This window comes from Streptomyces sp. CNX435, from assembly GCF_059570575.1.
On record NZ_JCANTA010000031.1, the window covers coordinates 50,846 to 75,931 of the forward strand.

General features: G+C 72.7%; 21 protein-coding genes and 2 pseudogenes. 6 read left to right on the plus strand and 17 right to left on the minus strand.

Annotation, left to right across the window (positions count from 1 at the left end):
- The first annotated feature begins 12 nt into the window (after positions 1 to 12).
- Positions 13 to 429, plus strand: a complete 417-nt coding sequence (locus tag T328_RS32725; RefSeq protein ID WP_496499871.1) for a VOC family protein — start codon at positions 13 to 15, stop codon at positions 427 to 429.
- A 14-nt stretch (positions 430 to 443) separates the two neighbouring features.
- Here the strand turns inward: T328_RS32725 and T328_RS32730 are convergent, their stop codons facing one another.
- The 4 genes from T328_RS32730 to mshD all read right to left on the minus strand — a co-directional run bounded on the left by T328_RS32730 (position 444) and on the right by mshD (position 5,571).
- Positions 444 to 875 (minus strand): NUDIX hydrolase, encoded by a 432-nt coding sequence (locus tag T328_RS32730; protein ID WP_496499872.1) that lies wholly within the window; start codon positions 873 to 875, stop codon positions 444 to 446.
- Positions 872 to 2,104, minus strand: coding sequence for a hypothetical protein (locus tag T328_RS32735; protein ID WP_496499873.1), 1,233 nt, complete (start codon positions 2,102 to 2,104; stop codon positions 872 to 874). The genes T328_RS32730 and T328_RS32735 overlap by 4 nt, the downstream gene beginning before the upstream one ends.
- Positions 2,105 to 2,123: 19 nt before the next feature.
- The gene (locus T328_RS32740; protein WP_496499874.1) at positions 2,124 to 4,385 is read right to left on the minus strand and encodes an RNA degradosome polyphosphate kinase; all 2,262 of its coding nucleotides are present in this window, start codon (positions 4,383 to 4,385) and stop codon (positions 2,124 to 2,126) included.
- A gap of 241 nt (positions 4,386 to 4,626) precedes the next feature.
- A complete protein-coding gene (gene mshD / locus T328_RS32745) occupies positions 4,627 to 5,571 on the minus strand; it encodes a mycothiol synthase (protein WP_496499875.1) in 945 nt (314 codons plus the stop codon).
- Between the two features lie 330 nt (positions 5,572 to 5,901).
- Here mshD and T328_RS32750 point away from each other — a divergent pair, with 330 nt between their 5' ends.
- Both T328_RS32750 and T328_RS32755 read left to right on the plus strand, forming a co-directional pair.
- Positions 5,902 to 7,755 (plus strand): bifunctional metallophosphatase/5'-nucleotidase, encoded by a 1,854-nt coding sequence (locus tag T328_RS32750; protein WP_496499876.1) that lies wholly within the window; start codon positions 5,902 to 5,904, stop codon positions 7,753 to 7,755.
- Positions 7,756 to 7,903: 148 nt separating this feature from the next.
- Positions 7,904 to 8,710, plus strand: coding sequence for an SAM-dependent methyltransferase (locus T328_RS32755; RefSeq protein WP_496499877.1), 807 nt, complete (start codon positions 7,904 to 7,906; stop codon positions 8,708 to 8,710).
- A gap of 23 nt (positions 8,711 to 8,733) precedes the next feature.
- Here T328_RS32755 and T328_RS32760 read toward each other — a convergent pair whose 3' ends face one another.
- From T328_RS32760 to T328_RS32805, 10 genes and pseudogenes are all read right to left on the minus strand, one after another.
- On the minus strand, positions 8,734 to 9,198 hold the full coding sequence (locus T328_RS32760; RefSeq protein ID WP_496499878.1) for an SSI family serine proteinase inhibitor: 465 nt from the start codon (positions 9,196 to 9,198) through the stop codon (positions 8,734 to 8,736).
- 72 nt (positions 9,199 to 9,270) lie between these two features.
- Positions 9,271 to 10,770 carry a sensor histidine kinase gene (locus T328_RS32765; RefSeq protein WP_496499879.1) on the minus strand — a complete coding sequence of 500 codons (1,500 nt, stop codon included), beginning with the start codon at positions 10,768 to 10,770 and terminating at the stop codon, positions 9,271 to 9,273.
- A complete protein-coding gene (locus tag T328_RS32770; RefSeq protein ID WP_496499880.1) occupies positions 10,767 to 11,513 on the minus strand; it encodes a response regulator transcription factor in 747 nt (248 codons plus the stop codon). The genes T328_RS32765 and T328_RS32770 overlap by 4 nt, the downstream gene beginning before the upstream one ends.
- 4 nt (positions 11,514 to 11,517) lie before the next feature.
- Positions 11,518 to 12,561, minus strand: coding sequence for a S1C family serine protease (locus T328_RS32775; protein ID WP_496499881.1), 1,044 nt, complete (start codon positions 12,559 to 12,561; stop codon positions 11,518 to 11,520).
- 285 nt (positions 12,562 to 12,846) lie between these two features.
- Complete coding sequence (locus tag T328_RS32780) at positions 12,847 to 13,476, minus strand: hypothetical protein (RefSeq protein WP_496499882.1); 630 nt, start codon at positions 13,474 to 13,476, stop codon at positions 12,847 to 12,849.
- 184 nt (positions 13,477 to 13,660) lie between these two features.
- A complete protein-coding gene (locus tag T328_RS32785; protein ID WP_496499883.1) occupies positions 13,661 to 14,539 on the minus strand; it encodes a hypothetical protein in 879 nt (292 codons plus the stop codon).
- 263 nt (positions 14,540 to 14,802) lie between these two features.
- Complete coding sequence (locus T328_RS32790; protein ID WP_496499884.1) at positions 14,803 to 15,684, minus strand: hypothetical protein; 882 nt, start codon at positions 15,682 to 15,684, stop codon at positions 14,803 to 14,805.
- A gap of 139 nt (positions 15,685 to 15,823) precedes the next feature.
- Positions 15,824 to 15,979: pseudogene (locus tag T328_RS32795) on the minus strand (DUF397 domain-containing protein); the annotation flags it as partial.
- A gap of 153 nt (positions 15,980 to 16,132) precedes the next feature.
- A complete protein-coding gene (locus T328_RS32800; RefSeq protein ID WP_496499885.1) occupies positions 16,133 to 17,149 on the minus strand; it encodes a LacI family DNA-binding transcriptional regulator in 1,017 nt (338 codons plus the stop codon).
- A gap of 75 nt (positions 17,150 to 17,224) precedes the next feature.
- On the minus strand, positions 17,225 to 17,974 hold the full coding sequence (locus T328_RS32805) for a response regulator transcription factor (protein ID WP_496499886.1): 750 nt from the start codon (positions 17,972 to 17,974) through the stop codon (positions 17,225 to 17,227).
- Between the two features lie 177 nt (positions 17,975 to 18,151).
- Here T328_RS32805 and T328_RS32810 point away from each other — a divergent pair, with 177 nt between their 5' ends.
- Positions 18,152 to 19,078 (plus strand): alpha/beta hydrolase family protein, encoded by a 927-nt coding sequence (locus T328_RS32810; protein ID WP_496499887.1) that lies wholly within the window; start codon positions 18,152 to 18,154, stop codon positions 19,076 to 19,078.
- Here the strand turns inward: T328_RS32810 and T328_RS32815 are convergent.
- The 3 genes from T328_RS32815 to T328_RS32825 form a co-directional block, all read right to left on the minus strand.
- On the minus strand, positions 19,059 to 19,655 hold the full coding sequence (locus tag T328_RS32815; RefSeq protein ID WP_496499888.1) for a Uma2 family endonuclease: 597 nt from the start codon (positions 19,653 to 19,655) through the stop codon (positions 19,059 to 19,061). The genes T328_RS32810 and T328_RS32815 overlap by 20 nt on opposite strands.
- An 89-nt stretch (positions 19,656 to 19,744) precedes the next feature.
- Positions 19,745 to 21,583: an ABC transporter ATP-binding protein gene (locus tag T328_RS32820; protein ID WP_496499893.1), complete on the minus strand. Its 1,839-nt coding sequence runs from the start codon at positions 21,581 to 21,583 to the stop codon at positions 19,745 to 19,747.
- 214 nt (positions 21,584 to 21,797) lie between these two features.
- Entirely contained in the window at positions 21,798 to 23,543 is a 1,746-nt protein-coding gene (locus T328_RS32825) for an ABC transporter ATP-binding protein (RefSeq protein ID WP_496499889.1), read from the minus strand.
- A 189-nt stretch (positions 23,544 to 23,732) separates the two neighbouring features.
- Here T328_RS32825 and T328_RS32830 point away from each other — a divergent pair, with 189 nt between their 5' ends.
- Together T328_RS32830 and T328_RS32835 are read left to right on the plus strand one after the other, a co-directional pair.
- Complete coding sequence (locus T328_RS32830; protein WP_496499890.1) at positions 23,733 to 23,990, plus strand: MoaD/ThiS family protein; 258 nt, start codon at positions 23,733 to 23,735, stop codon at positions 23,988 to 23,990.
- Positions 23,991 to 23,997: 7 nt separating this feature from the next.
- Positions 23,998 to 25,086, plus strand: a pseudogene (locus tag T328_RS32835) (hypothetical protein); the annotation flags it as partial.

Genomic DNA, 25,086 nt, shown 5'->3' on the forward strand with positions numbered 1-25,086 from the left:
AGGGAGTCGGCCATGCAGCTGACCAGTTTCTATCCCGTGATCGGCACGAGCCGGCTGACCGAGTCCCGGGACTTCTACGTCCGGCTGATGGGCTTCGAGGTGACCTTCGAGGCCGACTGGTACGTGAGCCTGCGCCGGCCGGGTGACCCGCCGTACGAACTGGCCCTGCTCGACCCCGACCACCCGACCGTCCCCGAGGGCCACCGCGCGCCCGCGCGGGGGCTGCTGCTCAACTTCGAGGTCGCGGACGTGGACGCGGAGTGGGAGCGGCTCGTCGTCCGCGAAGGGCTCAAGCCCGAGCTGGAGCTGCGCAGCGAGGACTTCGGGCAGCGGCACTTCATCGTCGCGGACCCGAACGGGATCCTCGTCGACGTGATCACGCCGATCGCGGCGGCGGGCGAGTTCGCCGGGCAGTACGCGGCGTCCTGACCCCGGGGGTCTCCTCAGGCCGCCTCGGAGGGCAGCGCCGCCAGCAGCGCGTCGACGAGGGCGCGGTCGTGGCCGTGGGTCAGCGTGCGACGGGCCGCGGCCGGCGGCAGCCAGACCAGACGGTCCACCTCGTCGTTGGGTACGAACGCGCCGCCGCGTACCCGCGCGGCCCAGTAGCGGACCTCCTTCGGCCGGCCGTCGGCCACGCGGTAGCGGGTCGTGGGCAGCGGGGCGCCGGGCTCGCAGGCGAGGCCGGTCTCCTCGGCGACCTCGCGGAGCGCGGCGGCCAGCGGTTCCTCGCCGGACTTGAGCTTGCCCTTGGGATGGGACCAGTCATCGTACCTGGGCCTGTGGACGAGGGCGATCTCCAGCCCGCCGGCGGCGGTCGGTGCGGAGCGCCACAGCACGCAGCCGGCCGCGCGGATCTCGGTCGGGTGCTCCTTCATTCCTGCTCCCCTCTCGTCTGCCAGAGCCTGCCGAAGGTGAAGCGCGCGGCTTCCACCTCGTGGCGCTGGTCGGCGTGCAGGACGCCGAGGGCGTAGGCGGTGGCGGGGGCGATGCGCGGGGTCGCGGCGGCGGAGGCGGCAGCGGCGGCGGCCTCCGCGGCCTCGCGGTCGCGGTCGAGCGCGGCGCCCGCGGCGGGCAGCGGTGGGCCTGGTTGGCGTACGGGGACGGTGCCGGGCGGGCACGCCGCCAGGATCTCCGCGGCGTGCCGGGCGCGGCGGACGAGGGCGTGCACGTGCCGCCAGGGGGCGTCGTCGCGGTCGTCGGCGGTGGCGCCGGTGCCGGTGCCCGTGCCGGCGCGGCCGGGGGCGGCGAGGCCGCGGGCGAGGGCGGCGGCGTTGTACGGGCGGCCGGCGCGGGCCAGCGGCAGCGCGGCGACGGCGGAGGTCAGCACGCGGCGCAGCTCGTCGTGGTGCTCCGGCAGCGCGGCGGCGGGCCGCCGGGCGGCGCCGGTCAGCGGCGCGTCGGAGACGAGCAGCGCGACGGCGTCGGCGAGCGCGTGGAACCGCGCGGACGTCAGCGCGTCCAGCGCCTCGGAGTGCGCCCGGCTCCGCGCCAGCCCGAGCCGCCGCTCCAGCAACGCCCCGGCCCGCGCCACGCCTGCCGCGGGCCCGGCGGGCACGGCGGCGACCCCGGCACGCCCCGCACCGGCGGCGGCCACCCGCCCGGGCGCGGGCCGGACCCGGTCCGCATCGCCGACCGCGAGGCCCTCCGCACCACCGACCGCGAGATCGTCACCCGTACCGCAGTCCACCGCGCCGCCCGCGAGGGAACCCGCGCCGTCGCCGACCGCGAGGTCGCGCGCCTCCTCCTCCCCCGACAGCCTCCGCAGCGCGCCCACCAGCCGGTCCCGCCGCGCCGCGTACACGTGCTCGCGGATCACCGTGTGGCCCAGCCAGTACAGCTCGGTCTCCAGCCGCTCCGCCCACTCCGCGTCCAGTAAAGGCCGGAAGCTCCCCAGCGCGTCCGCGATGCGGAACGCCGCGTCGTGGATCGCGCCCGCGATCCCCGCGGCCGCCGCCGGGCCCGCCTCGCCGCCCACGTCCTGCGCCCGCAGGTCCCGCAGGCCGCGCAGCAGCTCCGTCGCCTGCGTGCTCAGGTACTGCGCCAGCACCTCGCCCGCGGCGAGGGCACCGCCGCCGGGCGCGCCGGGCGGGGCTGCGGTTGACACAAGGGGTGTCACGGATGCCTCATGCCGCGATGACACGTCGGCGCCTCCGGGCGTCGATGAGCATTTCCTGGAGGTTCGCCAGCCGGGCGCCCTCGTCGTCCACCACGTTGCGCGTCCAGTCCCCGTTCGAGTCCAGGTGCCAGGAGTCGACGCCGCCGGACATCCCCGTCTCCAGCAGCCGGTTCAGCGCCTCCCGGTGCGCCGGGTCCGCGACCCGCACCAGCGCCTCGATGCGCCGGTCGAGGTTGCGGTGCATCATGTCCGCGCTGCCGATCCACACCTCCGGCTCGCCCCCGTTGCCGAAGGCGAAGACCCGGGAGTGCTCCAGGAACCGGCCGAGGACGCTGCGTACCCGGATGTTCTCCGACAGCCCCGCCACCCCCGGCCGCACCGCGCAGATGCCGCGCACCCAGATGTCGACCGGCACGCCCGCCATCGACGCCCGGTAGCAGGCGTCGATGACGGCCTCGTCCACGATCGAGTTGACCTTGATGCGTACGTACCCGGGCTGGCCGGCCCGGTGGTGGGTGATCTCGCGGTGGATCCGCTGGACCAGGCCGTCGCGCACGGACGTCGGCGCGACCAGCAGCCGGCGGTAGTTCTCCCGCCGCGAGTACCCGGAGAGCCGGTTGAAGAGGTCGGAGAGGTCGGCGCCGACCTTCGCGTCGGCGGTCAGCAGGCCCAGGTCCTCGTAGAGCCGGGCGGTCTTGGGGTGGTAGTTGCCGGTGCCGACGTGGCTGTAGCGGCGCAGGGTCTCGCCCTCCTGCCGGACGACCAGCGACAGCTTGCAGTGCGTCTTCAGCCCGACGAGCCCGTACACCACATGGCAGCCCGCCTCCTCCAGCTTCCGCGCCCACTTGATGTTCGCCTGCTCGTCGAAACGCGCCTTCAGCTCCACCAGCACCAGCACCTGCTTGCCGCTCTCCGCCGCGTCGATCAGGGCGTCGACGATCGGCGAGTCGCCGGAGGTGCGGTACAGCGTCTGCTTGATGGCCAGCACGTCCGGGTCGGCCGCGGCCTGCTCCAGGAACGCCTGGACGGAGGTGGAGAAGGAGTCGTACGGGTGGTGCAGCAGCACGTCGCGCTCCCGCAGCGCCGCGAAGATGTCGGGCGCGGACGCCGACTCGACCTCGGCGAGGTCGCGGTGCGTGCCCGCGACGAACTTCGGGTACTTCAGCTCCGGCCGGTCCTGCGTCGCGATCCCGAAGAGCCCGGTGAGGTCGAGCGGGCCGGGCAGCGGGTAGACCTCGGCCTCGGAGATCTTCAGCTCGCGCACCAGCAGGTCCAGCACGTACGGGTCGATGGACTCCTCCACCTCCAGCCGCACCGGCGGCCCGAAGCGGCGCCGCATCAGCTCCTTCTCCAGGGCCTTCAGCAGGTTCTCCGTGTCGTCCTCCTCGACCTCCAGGTCCTCGTTGCGGGTGACCCGGAAGGTGTGGTGGGCGAGGATCTCCATGCCCGGGAAGAGGTCTTCGAGGTGGGCGGCGATGACGTCCTCCAGCGGTACGAACCGCTGGGCGCCGCCGACCGTGGCGGTCTCCAGGAACCGCGGCAGCAGCGGCGGCACCTTCACGCGGGCGAAGTGCCGGTGGCCGCTGACGGGGTTGCGGACGACGACCGCGAGGTTGAGGGAGAGTCCCGATATGTACGGGAACGGGTGCGCCGGGTCGACGGCCAGCGGCGTGAGCACCGGGTAGATCTGCTGCCGGAAGAGGGTGAAGAGCCGGGCCTGCTCCTTCTCGCCCAGGTCGGCCCAGCGGATCAGCTGGATCCCCTGGTCGGCCAGCGCCGGCTGCACGTCCTGCTGGAAGCAGGCGGCGTGCCGCGCCATCAGCTCGCGCGAGCGGTTCCAGATCAGGTCCAGCACCTCGCGGGGCTGCAGCCCGGAGGCGGAGCGGGTGGCGACGCCGGTGGCGATACGGCGCTTGAGGCCGGCGACGCGCACCATGAAGAACTCGTCCAGGTTGCTGGCGAAGATCGCCAGGAAGTTCGCGCGCTCCAGCAGCGGGGTGGCCGGGTCCTCGGCCAGCTCCAGCACCCGTTCGTTGAACGCCAGCCAGCTGCGCTCGCGGTCGAGGAAGCGGCCCTGGGGCAGCTCTTCGTCCGCCTCCTGCCCGTCGTAGTCGTCGGCGTCGGCATCTATGTCCGGGTCGATCTGCTGGGCGGTGCGCTGCATGGCGGGGGCCACCGGGTGCGGGCGGCGGGCGGCGATCGATCCCACCGACGGCTGAGCCGGCTGCGCGGGCTGGGCGGCGGTGACGAGGGGCGGGCTGTCGTCCATGCCCCTATTCTCCCGCGTCCGGGACTGACCGGGCACGGTGGAGAGGTTCGCGGCAGAGCGCTGCATCCGTCGATGCTCGCAACCGAGGTTGAACCGACGGTAACGGCCCGACTAACCCTCGGTGCGGGAACGGCTCCGCCGGGCGGCGTCCTCCGGGGGCACCGCCCCCGGAGGACCCCCGGGCACCGGGCGGCGGTCGGTCGCCGCGCTGCCGGAGGACCACGGGGATCGCCCGGCCGGGTCAGCCCTCCGTGCGGTACATCAGGTCCGTCTCGTGGGTCCGGAAGCCCATCCCCTCGTACACGGCGACCGCCGGGGTGTTGTCGGCGTCCACGTAGAGCATGGCCGCCGGCATGCTCCGCTCGTACGCCAGATAGCGCAGCCCGATCGTCGTCAGCGCCTTGCCGAGCCCGATGCCCTGCACGTCGGGGTGCACCCCCAGCACGTACACCTCGCCGAGCTGCTCCGCGCTGTGCACCTTCGTCCAGTGGAAGCCGACGACCTTCCCGGCGCGCTCGGCGAGGAAGAAGCCGCGCGGGTCGAACCACGGCTCCGCCTTGCGGTCGTCGAGGTCGGTCTGGGTGAGGGAGCCCTGCTCGGGGTGGTGGGCGAAGGCGGCGGCGTTGACGGCCAGCCACTCGGCGTCGTCGTCCCCCGGCAGGAACGTACGCACCGTGACCCCCGCCGGCAGCCGCGGCGCGGGCGCGCCGTCCGCCGCGAACCCGGCGAGCGGCATGCGCAGCTGGCGCAGCTCGCGGAAGAGGGTGAGGCCGAGGAGCTGGGCCAGGTGCCGGGCGGCGGGGTGGCCGCCGTGCGCCCACAGCCGCATCCGCTGGCCGGACTCGGTGAGCAGCGCGCGGCCCAGCGCCCGGCCGTGGCCGCGGCGCCGGTACCCGGGGTGGACGACCAGCTCGGCGGCGGGCGGCTCGACGGGGTCGGTCTCCTCCAGCTGGGCGTAGCCGGCGGGTTCGGTGCCGTCGTAGAGGAGCAGGTGCTTGACGCCCTCGCGGTGGCCTCTGCGCAGGGTGAGCCGGCCCTGCTCGGAGACGGCCTGCCGGCCGTCGGCGTCGGCGGCGGCGTCGATGATGCCGAGCACCGCGTGCGACTGGGACGGCGTGAGCTCGTCGAGCACGTCGATGCGTCTGCCGCGCGGCTTCCCCGTGTCGGTCGAACCGGACTCCCTCATGGAGGAGAGCCTAACGACCCGGTCAGCGATAGTCAGTGGGCTCCCGACGCCCGGCACGCACTCCCCCACTGCGCGCTGCGCGCGCGTGGGCGGTACCCCCAGCTGCGTTGTCACATCGTCCGAATACGACCCGGTATGCGAACGATGCTCCGCCTTGCAGCTGCACGCACCGAAGGCCGGTCGCTGATCCACTGCCCATCGCCGACCGGGTCGTAGCCAGTGATACGCCAGGAGAGCTTTGGGAATCGTTCGGCGTTTGTTGGAGACGAGCTACGCGCGTCGACCGTAAGCTGCCGACCGGTGTTTCCGCGTCGCGCCGAGGGGGCGTTCATGCTGAGGTCTCGAAGAACACAGCGGGCAGGCAGGGTTCGTACGACGCGGAGGGGGCGCCGGGCCGCGGCGACGGCCGCCGCGGTGGCGGTGGCCGGGAGCCTCTTCGCCGCCGCGCAGCCGGCGGGCGCGGACAGCGGCACGGACGGCGGCACGGGCAGCGGCGCGGACCGCAGCCGCACCGTGGACGTCCAACTGCTGTCCTTCAACGACTTCCACGGCAACCTCGAACCTCCGCAGGGCTCCTCCGGCCAGGTCACCGAACTCCAGCCGGACGGCACCACGAAGAACATCGCCGCCGGCGGCGTCGAATACCTCGCCACCTCGCTGCGCGACGCCCGCGAGGGCCACCGCTACTCCGTCACCGCCGCCGCCGGCGACCTCGTCGGCGCCAGCCCGCTGATCTCCGGCCTCTTCCACGACGAGCCCACCGTCGAGGCCATGAACGGCCTCGGCCTCGACGTCGCGGGCGTCGGCAACCACGAGTTCGACGAGGGCCGCGCCGAGTTGCAGCGCCTCCAGGACGGCGGCTGCCACCCCGAGGACGGCTGCTACGCCGACGGCCGCACCTACGCGGGCGCCGCGTTCCCGTACCTCGCCGCCAACGTCACCGACGAGCAGACCGGCAAGCCCATCCTCGACCCGGTGCACGTGTGGCAGAAGAACGGCGTGAAGATCGGCTTCATCGGCGTGACGCTGGAGGGCACCCCCGACATCGTCTCCGCCGAGGGCGTCAAGGGCCTTGAGTTCCACGACGAGATCGAGACCCTGGACACGTACGCGAAGCAACTGCGCCGGCAGGGCGTGGAGTCCATCGTCGCGCTCGTCCACGAGGGCGGCTTCCCCGCGGACTCGTCCGGCGGCGCGTACAACTACGACTGCGACAGCCCCGGCCCGGGCGCCGGGATCTCCGGCCCGGTCGCCGACATCGCCAAGGGCACCACGGCGGACGTCGACGCCTTCGTCACCGGCCACACCCACCAGCCGTACGCCTGCACCATCCCCGACCCGGAGGGCAAGCCGCGCAGCGTCACCTCCGCGTCGTCCTTCGGCCGGCTCTACACCGACACCACGCTGACGTACGACCGCCGCAGCGGCGACATCGTCCGCACCACGACCAAGGTGCCGCACGCCGCCAACCACGTGGTCGACCGCGAGCAGCCGAAGGCCCCGGACATGACCGCGCTGGTCGAGGAGTGGCGCACGCTCGCCGAGCCGATCGCGGCCAAGCCCGTCGGCTACGTCTCCGCCGACGTCCCGCGCGCGGGCACCGAGTCGCCGCTCGGCGACCTCATCGCGGACGCGCAGCTCGCGCACGCCAAGACCCTCGACGAGGGCGCTCAGCTGGCGCTGATGAACCCGGGCGGGATCCGCGCGGACATCACCTACGCGGCGTCCGGCGCCGAGGGCGACGGTGTCGTCACGTACGGGGAGGGCTTCACGGTCCAGCCGTTCTCGAACACCGTGAACCTGACGAGCCTGACCGGCGAGCAGCTGCTGCAGGTGCTGCGGGAGCAGGTCAGCGGCGCCAACGAGGCGTCGCCGAAGATCCTGCAGCCGTCCGCCGGGCTGACCTACACCCTGGACCTGACGAAGTCCGGCGCCGACCGCGTCGTCGCCGACTCGGTCCGGCTCGACGGGCAGCCGCTGGACCCCGCGGCCACGTACCGGGTCGCCGTCAACTCGTTCCTCGCCGGCGGCGGAGACGGCTTCGCCACCCTCGCCGAGGGTACGGAGCCGCTGGTCGGCGGGGACGACCTGGCGGCGCTGGAGAGCTACCTGACGGCGAACTCCAGCGCGGACAGCCCGCTGGCGCCGCCGGCGGCGGACCGGATCACGGTGGTGGGCGAGTAGGAGACCGGGGAGAAGACGCCGGGGGACCGTTGGGGCTGCGTCGCTCACCCCTGTCTGCTGTGATGGTCACCCGGCGCGTCCTCTCCCAACTCCCCCGGCAGGACACGCCGTTCAGTGGACGCAGACCTCTATCCGCAGGATGGTCACGATGAGCAGCAGCGAGGACGCGGTCCCGCCGACGGTCGACACCACCGTGCCGCACGCGGCGCGGATCTGGAACTACTGGATGGGCGGCAAGGACAACTACGGCTCGGACCGTGCCGCGGGCGATGCCGTTGCGCAGGTGTACCCCGACATCGTCACCATGGCCCGGCAGTCCCGCCAGTTCCTCATCCGCGTCGTGACCCACCTGGCGAACGAGGCGGGGGTACGGCAGTTCCTGGACATCGGCACCGGCCTGCCCACGATGCAGAACACCCACGAGGTGGCGCAGCAGATCGCCCCCGAGTCCCGCATCGTGTACGTCGACAACGACCCGCTGGTGCTGGCACACGCCCGCGCCCTGCTGGTCAACACCACCCCCGAAGGCGTGACCTCCTACGTCCACGCCGACTACCACGACCCGGAGCAGATCCTCACCGGCGCAGCAGACACCCTGGACTTCACCGAGCCGGTGGCGGTGATGTTCATGGGCGTACTCGGCTACGAGCCGGAGCTGGCGGAGCTGCGCCGCATCGTGGGCCGGGTCATGGAAGCCGTGCCGCCGGACAGCCATCTGGTGCTGTGGGACGGCACCGACACCGGCGAGGCCGTCGTCGAGGGGGGCGAAAAGCTCATCGAGGCCGGCGGCGTCCCGTACCACCTGCGCAGCCCGGCCGAACTCGGCCGGTGCTTCGAGGGCCTGGAACTCATCGAACCCGGCATGGTGCCGATCACACAGTGGCGGCCGGCCTCGGCGAGGGTGGGCGCGGTCAAGCAGATCGACGCGTACGGTGCGGTGGGACGCAAGCCGTAGCGCACCGTGGACCCGCGGTCGGCCTAGAAGTTGAAGACGTTCCCGCCGGTCGCGAGGTCCGCCGTGCAGGGGTTGGAGAAGACCTCGGAGACGTAGTCCACGGGCTTGCCGCGCCAGGTGCCGGTGGCGTGCAGCTCCACGGGCTCGTACTGCATGGTGCACGCGCCCTGCTTGTCCCTCAGGTCCTCGAACCGCCCGTCGACCTTCGCGAGGTCGGTGCAGGCCGACTCCGCCGCGGGGTGCGTGCCCCCGACGGGGTCGCAGTTCAGGTACGTGAAGCCGCCCCTGGCGCGGTCGCCGGCGTTGACGTACTCCATCGTCAGCCGCAGGCGCGTGGCGTCGAACGGCTCGGGCAGCGGGCGCGCGGCGGCGGTGGCGGTGGCGGTGGCTGTGGCTGTGGAGGCGGCGGTCAGCGGCAGCAGCACGGCGGCGGTGGCGGCGGCAGCGGTGGCGGCGGCCAGGACGGTGGCGAGGGGCCGGACGGTCATGGGGGTGTCTCCTCGGTGGGCGTGACGCGCCGGGGGGTTGGGCGTCTGGCACGTCAGAGATACCCCAGTCGGTCAGCGGCGCGGGGTACCGTCACCCGAAAGAGGCATGTCCTTCCCTTCCGTTCGCCGCCGCCCCCGGATAGCCGATAAGGACCCCGGCGGCGGCTCCGGCGCCCCCGGCAGCCGCAGCAGCGCCTCCGTCCCGCCGCCGTCCGCCCGCCGCAGCGCCACGGTGCCGCCGGCCTGTTGCACCGTACGGGCCACGATCGACAGCCCCAGCCCGCTGCCCGGCCGGCTGCGCGCCGACGGCGAACGCCAGAACCGCTCGAACACGTGCGGCAGCTCCGCCTCCGGGATGCCCGGCCCGTGGTCGCGCACCCGCAGCAGCCCGTCGCCGGCGAGGGAGACCTCGACCCGGCCGCCGGCGGGTGAGAACTTCACCGCGTTGTCCAGCAGGTTGACCACCGCCCGCTCCAGCGCCGCGGGCTCGGCCCGTACGAACCAGGGCGCCAGCTCCACCGCGATCCGCACCTCCGGCGCCCGCAGCCGCACCCGCCGCACCGCCCGCTCCGCGATCTCGTCCAGCGCCACGACCTCCAGCTGCGCCTTGTCCGGCGCCGCGTCGGGCCGCGACAGCTCCTGAAGGTCGCCGATGAGCGCGGCCAGCTCGGTCATCTGCGCGGTGACCGACTCCAGCAGTTCCTTCCGCTGCCGAGGCGGCAGCTCGCGGCCGGACTCCTCGCTGCGGGCGAGCAGCTCGATGTTCGTACGCAACGAGGTCAGCGGCGTGCGCAGCTCGTGCCCGGCGTCGGCGATGAGCTGCTGCTGCCGCTGCTGGGAGGTGGCGAGGGCGGCGGTCATGGCGTTGAACGAGCGGGACAGCCGGGCGATCTCGTCGTCGCCCTCGACGGGGATCTCGACGGCGAGGTCCTCGGTACGGGCGATGTGCTCGACGGTGTGCGTGAGCCGCTCCACGGGGCGCAGGCCCGCGCGGGCGACCAGCAGTCCGGCGGCCCCGGCGCCGACGACGCCGACGCCGGCGACGAGGGCGAGGACGAGGGCGAGGGTGCCGAGGGGGTCGTCGACCTCGCTGAGCGGGCGGGCGAGGGAGATCGCGGTCGGCTGGCCGTTCAGCAGGGGGCCGTTGGTCGTACGCACCCGCCACTCGGTGCCGTCCGATTCCACGTTGTGCACCAGATCGGTGCGGTGCCGGTCGCTCTGGGCGGCGATCGCCCGGTCCGTGTCGCTGACCGTGATCGTCCGCTCGCCCTGGAGCCAGCAGGCCGTGCCGTCCGGCAGCACGAGCTGCGCCGTCATCCGGTCCGGGTTCAGGTCGAGGCGCTCCGGGGGGCCCGGAGGGCGCTCCTCGACGCAGCCGAGGTTCCGGATGACGTCGGACAGGGTGCTCTGCACCTCGGCCTCCCGCAGTGTGCGGTCGAGCTGGCCCATGAGCTGGTCGCGGGTGATCAGCCAGCAGGCGATCGCGGCCACCGCGATCGCCACCGCCACCGCGGCGGCGGTGAGCAGGCCGAGCCGCGAACGCAGCGGCAGCCGGCGGACGCGGGTGGTCACCTGGCGGCGCCCCTGGCGCCCGCCCGGCCGTCGCCCTCCGGGGCGCGCAGCACGTAGCCGACGCCGCGCACCGTGTGCACCAGCCGCGGGGCGCCGCCCGCCTCGGTCTTGCGGCGCAGGTACATGACGTACACGTCCAGGGAGTTGGAGCTGGGCTCGAAGTCGAAGCCCCAGACCGCCTTGAGGATCTGCTCGCGGGTGAGCACCTGCCGCGGGTGGTTGAGGAACAGCTCCAGCAGCGTGAACTCGGTGCGGGTCAGCTCCACCGGCCGCCCGCCGCGGGTGACCTCGCGGGCGGCGAGGTCCATCCGCAGGTCGCCGAACTCCAGCGTGTCGCCGGCGTCGGGCTGTTCGCCGCCGTCGGCGTAGGAGCGGCGGCGCAGCAGGGCGCGGATGCGGGCGAACAGCTCGTCCAGCTCGAACGGCTTGACGAGGTAGTCGTCGGCGCCCGCGTCGAGGCCCGTGACGCGGTCGCCGACGGTGTCGCGGGCGGTGAGCATGAGGATGGGCACCTTGTCGCCGGCGGCCCGCAGCCGGCGGGCGGCGGTCAGGCCGTCCATGCGGGGCATGAGCACGTCGAGAACGACGAGGTCGGGGCGGTACGCGACGGCCTTGTCGAGGGCGTCGAGACCGTCGACGGCGAGTTCGGTCCCGTAGCCCTCGAAGGCGAGGCTGCGCTCCAGCGCCTCGCGTACGGCCGGCTCGTCGTCGACGATCAGGATGCGCTGCTGCTGCTCGGTCACGGCCTCAATTGTTCCTGAGGTCGTCGAGGATGTGCTTCACATCGTTGACGGGGATGGCGAAGCCGAGCCCGACGCTGCCCGCGGAGGAGTCGTCCGGCGGCGCGTACATGGCCGCGTTGATGCCGACGATCCGGCCCTGCATGTCGACGAGCGCGCCGCCGGAGTTGCCGGGGTTGAGGGAGGCGTCGGTCTGGATGGCCTGGTACGTGGTCGTCTCCGACCCGAGCCGGCCGTTGTACTGGCCGCCGCCGAAGCCGAACGGCCACTGCTCGCCGCCCTGCGGCTGCTGCCCCGGCTCCTTCTCGACGGTCACGTCGCGGTCGAGCGCGGAGACGATGCCGCTGGTGACGCTGCCGCTGAGGCCCTCGGGAGAGCCGATGGCGACGACCTCGTCGCCGACCTTCAGCGAGTCGGAGTCGCCCAGGACGGCGGGCTTGAGGCCGCTCTTGCCCGACACCTTGATGAGGGCCATGTCGAGGTCGGGGTCGGTGCCGACGACCTCGGCGGTGGCGGTGGACCCGTCGCTGAAGGTGACCTGCAGCTGCTGGGCGCCGGAGACGACGTGGTTGTTGGTGAGGATCTCGCCGTCCTTGCTGACGATCACCCCGGACCCGGCCGTCTGCCCGGCGGTCCCGGCCGCCTGGATCTCCACGACGCTGGGGCTCACCGCCTCGGCGACGCCGGCGACGGTGCCGCTGTCCCCGGCGGACACCTGCGTCCCGGTGGCGGCGCCGGCGGCGCTGCTGGTCGTCGTACCGGACGAATCCGTCAGCTCCCCGACGAGCGCGGCACTACCGCCCCCGACGACGGCGGCGACGAGCGCCGCGGCGGCGAGCAGCCCGACGGGCCCCTTGGCCCGCCTGCGCCGCGGGGGCCCCGCGGGCGGCGCCGCGGGCGGCGCCGGCGGCGAGCCGAACCCGGCGTGGCCGCCGTGGCCGCCGGCGGCGAGGGTCGGAGGGTTCCCGGCACCGGCCGGGCCGGCGGGCAGGACCCCGTCACGGCCGGCGATGAAGTCGGGCTGGCTGCTGGTGAATCTCTGCTCCGTCATGCCTTCGACGATCCCCGGCGATTCTGAGAGGCGTCTGAGACTGATGTAAGAAGCGGAGTAAAACCGCGTTTGCCCGATATAAAGCCGAGGGCTGCGGGCGGCGAGGAGCCGGCGAAGCAGGGGCGCCGAGAACGACCGCCAGCACCCTGCCGTCGCCGCCCTTGCCCCGCCGACCTGCGTACCCGCTGCTTCGCACGCCCACGCGGCTCGCCGGGCCGCGGCCCGCGCCGGGGCGCGGACCGCCGGGACGCGCTGTGGGCGCCGCTGCGCTCCGAAGCGTCAGCGTCACCTCGATGGTGGCCTCGCGCGCTGTCCGGCCGTCGAGGCAGGGCGGCTCGGCCCGTCGTACCGAGCCGCGTCGACGGTTTGCTCGTGCCGACCGGGCCTTTGTGAGTAGGCCGGTACAAACAATGGAGACGTGGCCCGGTTGTTCGCAGCACGTTGTTCCTGCTCAACCTGCACGTAGGACGGGCGCTCCAGCATGTGCGCCGTACTCTGCATGCGCCCCAGGAGGTCGGATGCCTCCTGCTTTACGGAATGCTGATCCCAGTCGAAACTCTCCTTTTGGCGTTTGAACTCGTCCATGATCCGCGGGGTCCGCTCCCACTCGCGGCTCTTCTCATACCACTTCGTCACATACGCCAGCCCAGCAGCTTCTACCGTCCGCAAGCCCTGCTGCAGCCCCGGCAAGTTCTCATGGTCATACGCCGCCAACCGACGACGCCTGTCGCCCCTCGGCTCGTCGAGATATTGGTGATTCAATTCCGTGCGCCTCTCGCTGGTGATCCGCTCCACCCGCGAGGACAAGTCGCTCCTCGCCCGCCCTGCCGGAGAGGCGACCTCCGCCAGTTTCCGCGCGACGTATCCACTGACCTTCTCATCCGTCCAAAACGGTAGCGCGGCCAGGGTAGTCATGTGCTCCTTTGTTGGCATGTGCTCTCCTGTTGATCGCGCACAGCCCAGGCCGGTCCGCCTGTGCGGTACTCCCCTGCGGGTTGCCGGTTCGCCCCCGTTTGTTCCGCTTGACTTCGCCGACGATGCCAGGGCGAAGTCCTGTGCCGAACCTTCGCCCGCAGCCTGAGCCGGCTCTCCACGGCCGTCAGCGCGAACGCCGTCGCGTGGGGTGGGACGGGGCCGCCTTGGCTGTCATTGCCGGCGGGGATGCCGGCTGGCTCTGTGCAGATCGCCCGGATCGATCTCCTCGCGCACTCGGCGAGCAGCTGGAAGCCACTGATGCGATGGCGGTATTGGGGTCGCTGTAGCTCTGGATGGCGTCAGCCAGTGCCGAGGGCGAATAGCCCAGTTTCCTGGCCATCGTCACGGCCTCGTGCTGGGCCATCTGGTATCGCATAGCAGCCATCTGTGACGCATCGCGTCGGATAATCTTCTGCGCGGCAGCTTCTGCCGGAGACACGGGGGTCGGCGCATGCTCAGGCACCGAAGGCCGACTCTTCTCTACGTGTGCCGGAGGCGCGGCCGACCGCACCGGCATCTGCAGTGGTGGCGTCTGATCCCCGTGCGGCGGCACCCCCCGGAACCGTCGCAGCCTGTCGGTCATCTCTTCTGCGCGTTGTACCCACAGGAGCAGTCGCTCCGGCACCGGTTGCCGCCGCGCTCTCGCTGCTTCCAGCACCTTGGACGGCAGGGCCCGCTCCCTCGTTTCCTCCTTCTGCCGCAGCAAAAGCTCGTCGCGGCTCATCGCGTCGTGCCGTGTTTCCAGGCTGCGCAGCAGTTTCGAAGCATCCGATTGCCGCGGGGAGGGCTGCTGCTGTTTGAGCAGCTCATCGCCGAACTGCAACAGCCGGCTCCCCAGTAGCTGCATCACGTGCTGCCGCTCACGTTCCGCCTGCTGGACAGGCAGATGTTCCGGAGGCCCTTCCCGGGTAAAGATCGCCCATGCTTCTTTCCGCAGCTTGAGCAGGGTCCCCTGTTTCCGTAGGCCGAGTAGGGTCTCCCGCTGCCGCAACAGGCTCTCCACCTGCGCAAGCGCCTTGCTCAGCTTTCGCTCTGCATCAGACGGTCGTAGGGTCCCGCCGTCTGGTTCACGTGCGGTGCCAGGCATCTCACCTCACCGATCCCTTCCACATCACCATCCGCTGCTGCGAGGAAGCCGCTCCACAGGAGTCGAGACACCGTTCAGCAGCGGGACAGCGCCCAGCCGTCAGTCGAACATCGGACAGTCCACACGTGACAACGCATCAGCTGCCCATCCGGTTCAAGACCGCAGCCGCGTGCATCCCCTCACGCTTCGTAGCGGCTCTTGAGGTGGCGCCAGAAGTCCCGCAGCATCCAGGCGTCGAACTCGGTGATCTCCGTGGCGCTCCCGGCCTTCATGAGGAAGCCGCCGACGCCGGTGGGGGTCCAGTCGTAGAAGTCGTCGAGGCCCCAGGTGTGCCCCATCTCGTGCAGCAGGATGTGGATGTTCTCCTCGTCACGGCCGACGGCGTCCATGAAGTACTCGCGGGCGATCCGCTGTCCCCAGTCGCCGCCCGCGCCGCCGCCGAAGCCCTCGGTCAGCCACAGCGACTGGTCGTAGTGGCGCTCCTCGCGCCCCGGGCAGCGGGAGTAGTCGCCGTCCTGGTTGAAGAAGCGGCCGCAGTCCGGCGCGCACTGCGGGGCGCCGTCGCCGTCCAGCACGCCGGCGTAGATGTCGACGGAGTCGTCCTGCCACTGCAGCGTGGAGCGGTCCGCCACCGCCCAGCCGACGACCTTCACCTCCACGTCCTGGTACGGGAAGTCGTCGAAGCCGGCGACCGAGTCGATCCACTTGTTGTACTGCTTCTCCAGCGACTCGTGCACGTCGTCCCGCTGCGCGGCGGTGACCGGCACGCTCGACTCCCAGCGGACGCAGTAGTGGATCGTGCCGTCGCCATTGGCCATCAACTGGTCCCAGCCGTAGTTCCGGAAGCCGTAGAGATCGCCGTACGTGTCCTCCATGTGGCTCCAGACCTCGGCCAGCGGCTGCACCAGGTGGGCCGGCGGATTCCACGGCTCCGCCGCCGCGGCCTCGCGTCCCGGGGCGGGAGCGGCGATGAGGAGGGTGGCGCCGACGGCGGTCGCGGTCGCGGCGACCAGGACCCTGCGCAGGCGGCGGCCCGCGGCGGACACGCGTTGAGCGATCATGACGGACACCTTTCCGGACGGAAGTGGGGGGAGCGGTGCTGTAGGTGAGTTGCCGCCGCCGCCGAAAAGGTTTGCGGTCACTTTCCTTCACGTGCACGGGCACACCGCTGATCCGGCCGTGACCGGTCGACGGCGCTGATCACGCCTGCGGGAACTCCCCGCGCCTGACCGCCGCGACGAAATCGGCCCACGCGGCAGCGCCGACAGCAAGCACACCGCCCTCGGGGTCCTTGCTGTCCCGGACCGCGCGGCCATCCGGGCTTACACCCGCGGCCTCAACGCAGTTGCCGGACTCACCGCTGTAGCTGTACCTGCACGGGCAGGGCTTGGCGCTCGTGGATGCGCTTGCGGATGAGTGGGGGACCTATCGGCGCGCGAACGGTATCGGGAAGTGCGTGTGGGTGCGGCTCCGGCTGCCGCCGGACCGGGGTTGACGCCCCGCCCCCGGCTACGGGCAGCCGCAGGAGCGGCGGGTCACCAGGTGGGACGGGAACTGCTTCAGGCGTTCGCGGCGGGTGGCCAGGGGGGTTTCGTCCAGGACCAGGTCCACCGCCGCGCGGGCCATCGCCGGGCGGTCCGAGGCGACCGTCGTCAGGGGCGGGTCCGTGAGGCCCGCCTCCTTCACGTCGTCGAAGGCCGCCACCGCCAGCTCGCCCGGCACGTCGATGCGCAGTTCGCGGGCCGCCCGCAGGAGGCCGATCGCCTGGTCGTCCGTGGCGCAGAAGAGGGCCGGCGGGCGGTCCGGGCCGGCGAGGAGCTTGAGGCCGACCTGGTAGGCGTCGTAGCGGTTGTACGGGGACTGGAAGAGCCGGCCCTCCGTGGACCGGCCCGCCGCGCGCATCGCGATGCGCCAGCCCTCGACGTGGTCGGTGACCGGGTCGCCGGTGGTCGGGGTGGTCTCGACGCCGCCGAGGCAAGCCACGTACGCGTGGCCGTGCTCCAGCAGGTGGGTCGTCGCCAGCCGGGCGCCGCCGACGTCGTCGGTGACGACGACCAGGTCCTCCGGCTGGTCCCGGCGCTCGTGCATGAGGACCACGCGGGCGTCCCAGGCGTCGATCTCCGCCGCCGCGGCCGGGCTCGGGCCCTGGCTGACCAGGATCAGCCCGGAGACGCGCATCCCGAGGAAGGCCCGCAGGTAGTGGACCTCGCGGTCGTCGAGATAGTCGGAGTTGCCGACGAGGACCATCTTTCCGCGCTCGGACGCCGCCTGCTCCACCGCGTGCGCCATCTCGCCGAAGAACGGCTGCCGGGCGTCCGGCACGATCATGCCGATGAGGTCCGTACGCCGTGACGCCATGGCCTGCGCCACCCGGTCCGGGCGGTAACCCAGCTCCCTTATCGCCGCGAGCACCCGCTCCCGGGTGGCCGGGGCGACCGGCCGGGGTCCGTTGTTGATGACATAGCTCACGACCGCGGTCGAGGTTCCCGCCAGCCGTGCCACGTCGTCCCGCGTCACCTTGGCCACGGCGCAAGTCTACGCGTGATGACTCGGCGCACTACCCCGCCCTGTGACGCCCTGGCCAAGGCGTCGGACACCGCACTACGCGCCCGAGCGGCGGGCCTCCTGCGCCACGCCCTTCGCCTCCGGCTTCTCCGGCGTCTCGGCCTTCTTCTCCGCCTTGTCCGGCACGACGAAGCGGTAGCCGACGTTCCGTACCGTGCCGATCAGCGACTCGTTCTCCGGCCCCAGCTTCGCCCGCAGCCGCCGTACGTGCACGTCGACGGTGCGGGTGCCGCCGAAGTAGTCGTAGCCCCAGACCTCCTGCAGCAGCTGGGCCCGGGTGAACACCCGGCCCGGGTGCTGCGCGAGGTACTTCAGCAGCTCGAACTCCTTGAAGGTCAGGTCCAGCACCCGGCCCTTGAGCTTCGCGCTGTACGTGGCCTCGTCCACCGTCAGGTCGCCGTTGCGGATCTCGGTGGGGCTCTCGTCCGCGGGCAGCTGCTGCCGGCCCAGCGCCAGCCGCAGCCGCGCCTCGACCTCGGCGGGGCCGGCGGTGTCCAGCAGTACGTCGTCCACGCCCCACTCGGCGGTGACGGCGGCGAGCCCGCCTTCCGTGACGACGAGGATCAGCGGGCAGCCGGGGCCCGTGGAGCGCAGCAGCTGGCACAGGCTGCGGACCTGCGGCAGGTCGCGGCGGCCGTCGACGAGGATGACGTCCGCGCCGGGGGTGTCGATCAGGGCGGGGCCCTCGGCGGGCGCCACCCGGACGTTGTGGAGCAGCAGGCCGAGGGCGGGGAGCACCTCGGCGGAGGGCTGCAGGGCGTTGGTCAGAAGCAGCAGAGAACTCACGGGCGCACCTCCCGGTGCGCGGCGGCGATCGCGGTCGTCGCGGCGATCAGGGTCGTCGGGATCTCGGCACTGCCTCTGCGTTTGCCCATGCTGTCGGCCTCCTCAAAGGGTGCATGAAAGCACAAAAGGACCCGGGGGCAACCCTGCCCGGATCCTCCAGACGCCAGAATAGCCCACATGAGCGCAACCTCCGAGGCTTCGTCCGGTCGGCGAGACACCGGACCTGATCCTTCCGCCGCCGTCCCGCCGGTTTCCCGTACCGCGCTGCTGCGCGCCGCGGACGGCGTGCCGATCGAGGCGGCGTACGCACCGGGGCCGGGCCCCGGCGCCCCGGCGCTCGTGGTGGCGCACGGTTTCACGGGTGCCCTGGAGCGGCCGGCGATCCGCCGGGCGGCGGCGATGTTCGCGCAGCGTGCGGGGGTGGTGACGTTCTCGTTCCGCGGGCACGGGGGCTCCGGCGGGCGGTCGACGGTCGGGGACCGGGAGGTGCTGGACCTGGCGGCGGCGGTGGCGTGGGCGCGGTCGCTGGGGCACGGGCGGGTGGCGACGGTGGGGTTCTCGATGGGCGGCTCGGTGGTGCTGCGGCACGGCGCGCTGTACCGCAGGGCGGTGCGCGGGGACGGGCCGGAGCGCGGGGGGCGCGAGGGGCGCACGGGGGCGTATGCGGGTGCCGCTGACGGCGGTGCGGACGCGGTCGCCTGCGCGGACGCCGTCGTGTCGGTCAGCTCCCCGGCCCGCTGGTACTACCGCGGCACGGCCCCGATGCGGCGGCTGCACTGGATCGTCGAGCGCCGCGCGGGCCGCACCGTCTCCCGCCTCGCCCTGAAGACCCGCATCCACCACCGCCGCTGGAACCCCGAACCCCTCTCCCCCACCGCCGCGGTCCCCCTGATCGCCCCGGTCCCGCTGCTCATCGTCCACGGCACCCGGGACGGCTACTTCCCTCTGGACCACCCCCGCGCCCTCGCCGCGGCGGCGGCGCCGGACGGAGCGGAACTCTGGCTGGAGGAGGACTTCGGCCACGCGGAGAACGCGGCGAGCGACGAACTGCTCACGCGTATCGCCGCGTGGGCGACGGAGGCCGTCAGCGGACGTAGTTCTTGAGCCCCTCGGTGTCGAGTTCGATGTTCACCGGGTCGGGGATGACGATCCGATCGCCGAAGGGAGCCGTGTGCGCATCCCGGTAGAGGCCGTGCTCCGTATCCGGGTGGGTGAAGACGGTCACGGTGCACGAGGACCGATCGATCAGCAGGTGGACCGGGATGTCCACGGCCGCGTAGGCGGAGGGCTTCTCGCGCCGGTCACGGAGGTCGGTATCGGAGTCGAACGAGGTGACCTCGACGCTCATCAGCACACCGTCGGGCTCCGCCCATTCACCCTGACCGGCGAAGTGCTCCCACGGAGCCAGCACGCCGTCCACGATGGCGCGTCCCTCCCTGTACACCTCCACCTTGAGCTGCTTCTCCGGAAAGAGATAGAGTTCCGGGTTGACTTGCATGCAGCGGCGCGCCAGCCACGCCACGATCGTGCTGTGATCTCCGTCGGCCACGGGCTTTTCCCTGATCTCCCCAGCCATGAACTCCAACCTGACCGCCTTGCCGGACACCTTGTAGGCGTGACTGGCGATCTCCTCGAAAACCTCGACCGTCGCGTCTGCCTCGCGCTCTGCCATAACGGTCATGGTGCACCCCCTTCCGGGTCGCAGCCAGTCTCTTCGGCCCGCGCCGTGTAGATGATCGGTCCGGGGGACAATCCACCCGTACGGGTGGCCTAGATCGTTTCTGCCAGCGGCTCCGCGAACTGCGCCTGATAAAGCCGCGCGTACGCGCCCTCCGCCGCCAGCAGCTCCTCGTGCGTGCCCTGCTCCACGATGCTCCCCGCCTCCATCACCAGGATCACGTCCGCGTCGCGGATCGTGGACAGGCGATGGGCGATCACGAAGCTCGTGCGGCCCGTCCGCAGCTCCGCCATCGCGTGCTGGATCAGCACCTCCGTGCGGGTGTCCACCGAGCTGGTCGCCTCGTCCAGCACCAGGATCGCCGGCTCCGCGAGGAACGCCCGGGCGATGGTGATCAGCTGCTTCTCGCCCGCCGAGACGCCCGTGCCCTCCTCGTCGATCACCGTGTCGTAGCCGTCGGGGAGGGTCCGTACGAAGCGGTCGACGTGGGTGGCCTTCGCGGCGGCGACGATCTTGTCCGGCGGGGTGCCCGCCGGGGCACCGTACGCGATGTTCTCCGCGATCGTGCCGCCGAACAGCCAGGTGTCCTGCAGCACCATGCCGATCTGCGCGCGCAGCTCCTCGCGGCTCATCTCCGCCACGTTCACGCCGTCCAGCTGGATCCGGCCGCCCGCCACCTCGTAGAACCTCATTAGGAGGTTCACCAGCGTCGTCTTCCCCGCGCCCGTCGGGCCGACGATCGCCACCGTCTGGCCCGGGCGCACCGTCAGCGACAGGTCCTCGATCAGCGGTTTCTCCGGGTCGTACGAGAACGAGACGCCCTCGAACGCCACCTCCCCCCGCACCGGCGCCGCCGGCCGCGCCGGCTGGCCGGTGTCCGGGGCCTGCTCGTCGGCGTCGAGCAGCTCGAAGACCCGCTCCGCCGAGGCGACGCCCGACTGCACCAGGTTGGCCATCGACGCGATCTGCCCCAGCGGCTGGCTGAACTGCCGCGAGTACTGCACGAACGCCTGCACGTCGCCGATCGACAGCGCGCCCGAGGCGACCCGCAGGCCGCCGACGACGGCGACGAGTACGTAGTTGAGGTTGCCGATGCACATCATCGCCGGCTGGATCAGCCCGGAGATGAACTGCGCGCGGTAGCCCGCCCGGAACAGCTCGTCGTTCTCCTCCCGGAAGGTCTCCGCGGCCTCGTCGCGGCGGCCGAAGACCTGGACCAGGGAGTGGCCGGTGTACATCTCCTCGATGTGCGCGTTCAGCTTGCCGGTTGACGCCCACTGGGCGACGAACTGCGGCTGCGCCCGCTTGCCGACCCGGGTCGCGACGGTGATCGACAGCGGCACGGTCACCAGCGCGACCAGCGCCAGCAGCGGTGAGATCCAGAACATCACCGCCAGCACCCCGACGATCGTCAGCAGCGACGACACGATCTGGCTCATGGTCTGCTGCAGCGACTGCCCGACGTTGTCGATGTCGTTGGTCGTGCGGGAGAGGATCTCGCCGCGCTGGTTGCGGTCGAAGTACGACAGCGGCAGCCGCGACAGCTTCGCCTCCACCTCCTCGCGCAGCCGGAAGACCGCCCGCTGCACGACCACCGCCGTCAGCCGCGCCTGCGCGAGGCCGAGCCCCCACGCGGCCACGTAGACGAGGGCCGCCCACAGCAGCGTCACGCCGACGGCGTCGAAGTCGATGCCGTCGGTGGGGCGGGCGCCGCCGGTGTCGACCCGGCCCCCGTAGACGCCCGCGACGACGAGGTCGGTGGCGTGGCCGAGGAGCTTCGGGCCGGCGACGGTGAGCGCGACGCTGGCGGCGCCGAGGGCGAGGATGGCGCGGACCAGGGTGCGGTCGGGGCGCAGGGTGCGCAGCAGGCGGACGGCGGAGCCGCGGAAGTCGATGGAGCGCTCGACGGGCGGGCCGCTGAACATGCGCATGGGCCCGCCGCCGCCGGCGGTGTGGCGCGGGCCGGGGGGCTGCTTTCCGGGTTCCGTCCCGGGCTGCTTCCCCGGTTCCGGCCGGTCGTCCGGTTCCTTCGCCGGCGTGCTCATGCGCCAGCCTCGCTTCGCTCGGCGGGCTGTGAGCACAGCGCGCACCTCTGAATGATTCGCTCTCCCCCAGAGCTTCGCCTGGGAGGTGCCCCCTGCTCGCTCATGCCGCAGCCTCCGTCTCGGTCAGCTGGGAGAGCACGATCTCCCGGTACGTCTCGTTCGCCGCCATCAGCTCCGTGTGCGTACCCACGCCCGCCACCCGGCCCTCGTCCAGGACCACGATCCGGTCCGCGTCCCGGATCGTGGCGACCCGCTGGGCGACGATCACGACCGTCGCGTCGCCCAGCTGGTGCGCGAGGGCCGCGCGCAGGGCGGCGTCGGTGGCGTAGTCGAGGGCGGAGAAGGAGTCGTCGAAGAGGTAGATGTCCGGGCGGTGCACCAGCGCGCGGGCGATCGCGAGGCGCTGCCGCTGGCCGCCGGAGACGTTCGAGCCGCCCTGCGCGATCGCCGCGTCGAGGCGGCCGTCCATGGCGCGGACGAAGTCCGCCGCCTGCGCGGTGCGCAGCGCGTCCCACAGCTCGTCCTCGGTGGCGTCGGGCTTTCCGTAGCGGAGATTGGACGCGACGGTGCCGCTGAAGAGATACGGCTTCTGCGGTACGTAGCCGATGGCCCGCGCCAGCGCCGCCGGATCCAGGTCCCGTACGTCCACGCCCCCGACGGCGACGCTGCCCGCCGTGGCGTCGAACAGCCGCGGCACCAGCGCCAGCAGCGTCGACTTGCCGCTGCCCGTGCTGCCGATGACCGCCGTCGTACGCCCCGGGCGGGCCCCCAGGTCGACGTCCTTCAGCACCGGCTCCTCCGCGCCCGGGTAGCGGAACTCGACGCCGCGGACGTCGAGCCGGCCGCGCTCGCGCGGCTCGGCCGCCGCGGGCACCGGGGCCGCGGGCGGGACGACGGACGACTCGGTGTCCAGCACCTCCTGGATGCGCTCGGCGCAGACCTCCGCGCGCGGGATCATCATGAACATGAAGGTGGCCATCATGACGCTCATAAGGATGTACATGAGGTAGGACAGGAACGCCGTCAGCGCGCCGACGTCCATGGCGCCGCTGTCGATCCGGCCGGCCGCGAACCAGACCACGGCGACGCTCGACAGGTTCACGCCGAGCATCGGGGTGGGGAACAGCAGCGCCATCAGCCTTCCGGCCCGTAGGCCGACGTCCATCAGGTCGGCGTTCGCCCTGCCGAAGCGCTGCTGCTCGTGCTTGTCGCGGACGAAGGCGCGGATGACGCGGATGCCGGTGATCTGCTCGCGCATGATGCGGTTCACCTCGTCGATGCGCTTCTGCATGCTGCGGAACAGCGGGCGCATCCGGCGCACGATCAGCGCCACGACGATGCCGAGCAACGGTACGACGACCAGCAGCAGGGACGTGAGCGGCACGTCCTGGTTGAGCGCCATGACGACGCCGCCGACGCACATGATCGGCGCGGTCACCATCATCGTGAACGTCATCAGGGCGAGCATCTGGATCTGCTGCACGTCGTTGGTCGTGCGGGTGATCAGGGACGGGGCGCCGAAGCGGGCCATCTCGCGGGCGGAGAAGGACTGCACCCGGTCGAAGACGGCGGCGCGCACGTCGCGGCCGAGGGCGGTGGCGGTACGGGCGCCGAAGAACACGGCGCCGGCGGCGGCGCAGAACTGCAGCACGCTGCAGGCGACCATCCAGCCGCCGGTGCGCAGGATGTAGCCGTTGTCGCCGGGGATGACGCCGTGGTCGATGATGTCGGCGTTGAGGGTGGGGAGGTAGAGAGTCGTCAGCGTGGCTATCAGTTGCAGCGCCACGACCCAGCCGATGTCCCGGCGGTACGGGCGCAGATGCGCGCGGAGGATGCGGACGAGCACGTGCGAAGGGTACGTCGATGGTTGCCCGGGGCGACAACGATTTCGCCACCGGCATGATGGGGGCGTACGGAGTACGCGAGGAAGCCGGGACCCGGCCGGGATTCGGCGGGGACTCGGCTGGGACTCGGCTGGGACTCGGCTGGGACTCGGCCGGGAGGCGGCCGGGACTCGAAGGAGGTCAGCCACGTCATGACGGCCAACGGCACCATCCGCTACTGGGCGGCGGCGAAGGCCGCGGCCGGCACCGCGGAGGAGCCCTACGCGGCGGACACCCTGGCCGAGGCGCTGTCCGCGGCGCGGGGGCGGCACGGGGAGGGGCTGGCGCTGGTGCTGGCGCGGTGCTCGTTCCTGGTGGACGGGCGGGCGGTGGGCGCCCGCGACCACGCGGGGGTGGCGCTGGCAGACGGGGGGACGGTTGAGGTCCTGCCCCCGTTCGCGGGAGGCTAGGCGCACGATGAGCGACCAGAGACACGACCCCCCGCCGTGGTCGGCGGCCCCGTCGGCCGCCGCGGGCTGGGGGCCGTACGACGAGGAGCAGCGCGACGGTACGGGTGCCGACGGCGGCGCCGGTAACGGCGCCGGTGCCGGTGCCGGTGACACCCCGAGCGGCCATACGCAGTTCCCGCCGGCGGCGGGACAGGGCGACGGCGGCTACGCCGGCCCGGAGACGCAGCTGGGCATGGCCCTCCACGAGGAGTCGGCGGCGGCCCAGCAGACGTCGTACCTGCCGCCGGTGACGGACACGGGCCCGTACGGGAACGCCTACGGCGGCTCGTACGGGGGAGGCGGGCAGCCCGGCGGCGGGTCGACGGACATCGGCGGGCACCGGGCGCCCTACGGCGGCGGCCAGGACCGCGCGGGCGCGGGGCAGCCCGGTGGGCCCGGCGCGGGATACGGCGACGGCTCGTACGGCGACGGCCACAGCTCCCCGGCCGAGGGCCGGACCGGCGCGCACGCGGCGCCGTACGGCGGCGGCCAGGACCCCGCGGGCGGCGGGCACCCCAGCGGGCCCGGCCCGGCGTACGGCGCAGGTTCGCTCGGCGGGCCCGGTCCGGGATACGGCGCCGGCTCGCCCGGTGGCGGCGGGCCCGGCGGCCGGCCGGCGGCGTATCCGCCGCCGCACGCGGGCGACGGCCTCGGCGCGGGCGCGGCGGCCGGGCAGCCGCACGCCGTGCCGCCGCAGGCGGCGGGGGCGGTCGACGAGACCGCGTACCTCCCGCCGGTGACGGACGACGGGGCTTCCGGATACGGCGGCACCGGAGCGGGCGACCACGCGCCGCACGGCGGCCCCGGCGGCGGGGCAGCCGTCGAGCAGACCGCCTACCTGCCACCGGTCACCGACCACGACCCGGCCGCCGGGGACGGTGCGCAATGGCCGGACGGCTGGGAGCGCGGCGGCACCGGGGCCGGCGCCCCGGCAACCGCCCACCCCGGCTCCGCAGGACACCCCGGCGCCCCAGGCGGCCACCGCGGCTCCGCAACCGGCCACCCCAGCGCCGCCACCCGCCACCCCGCCCCCCACGACCCCCACCCCGACGTCCCC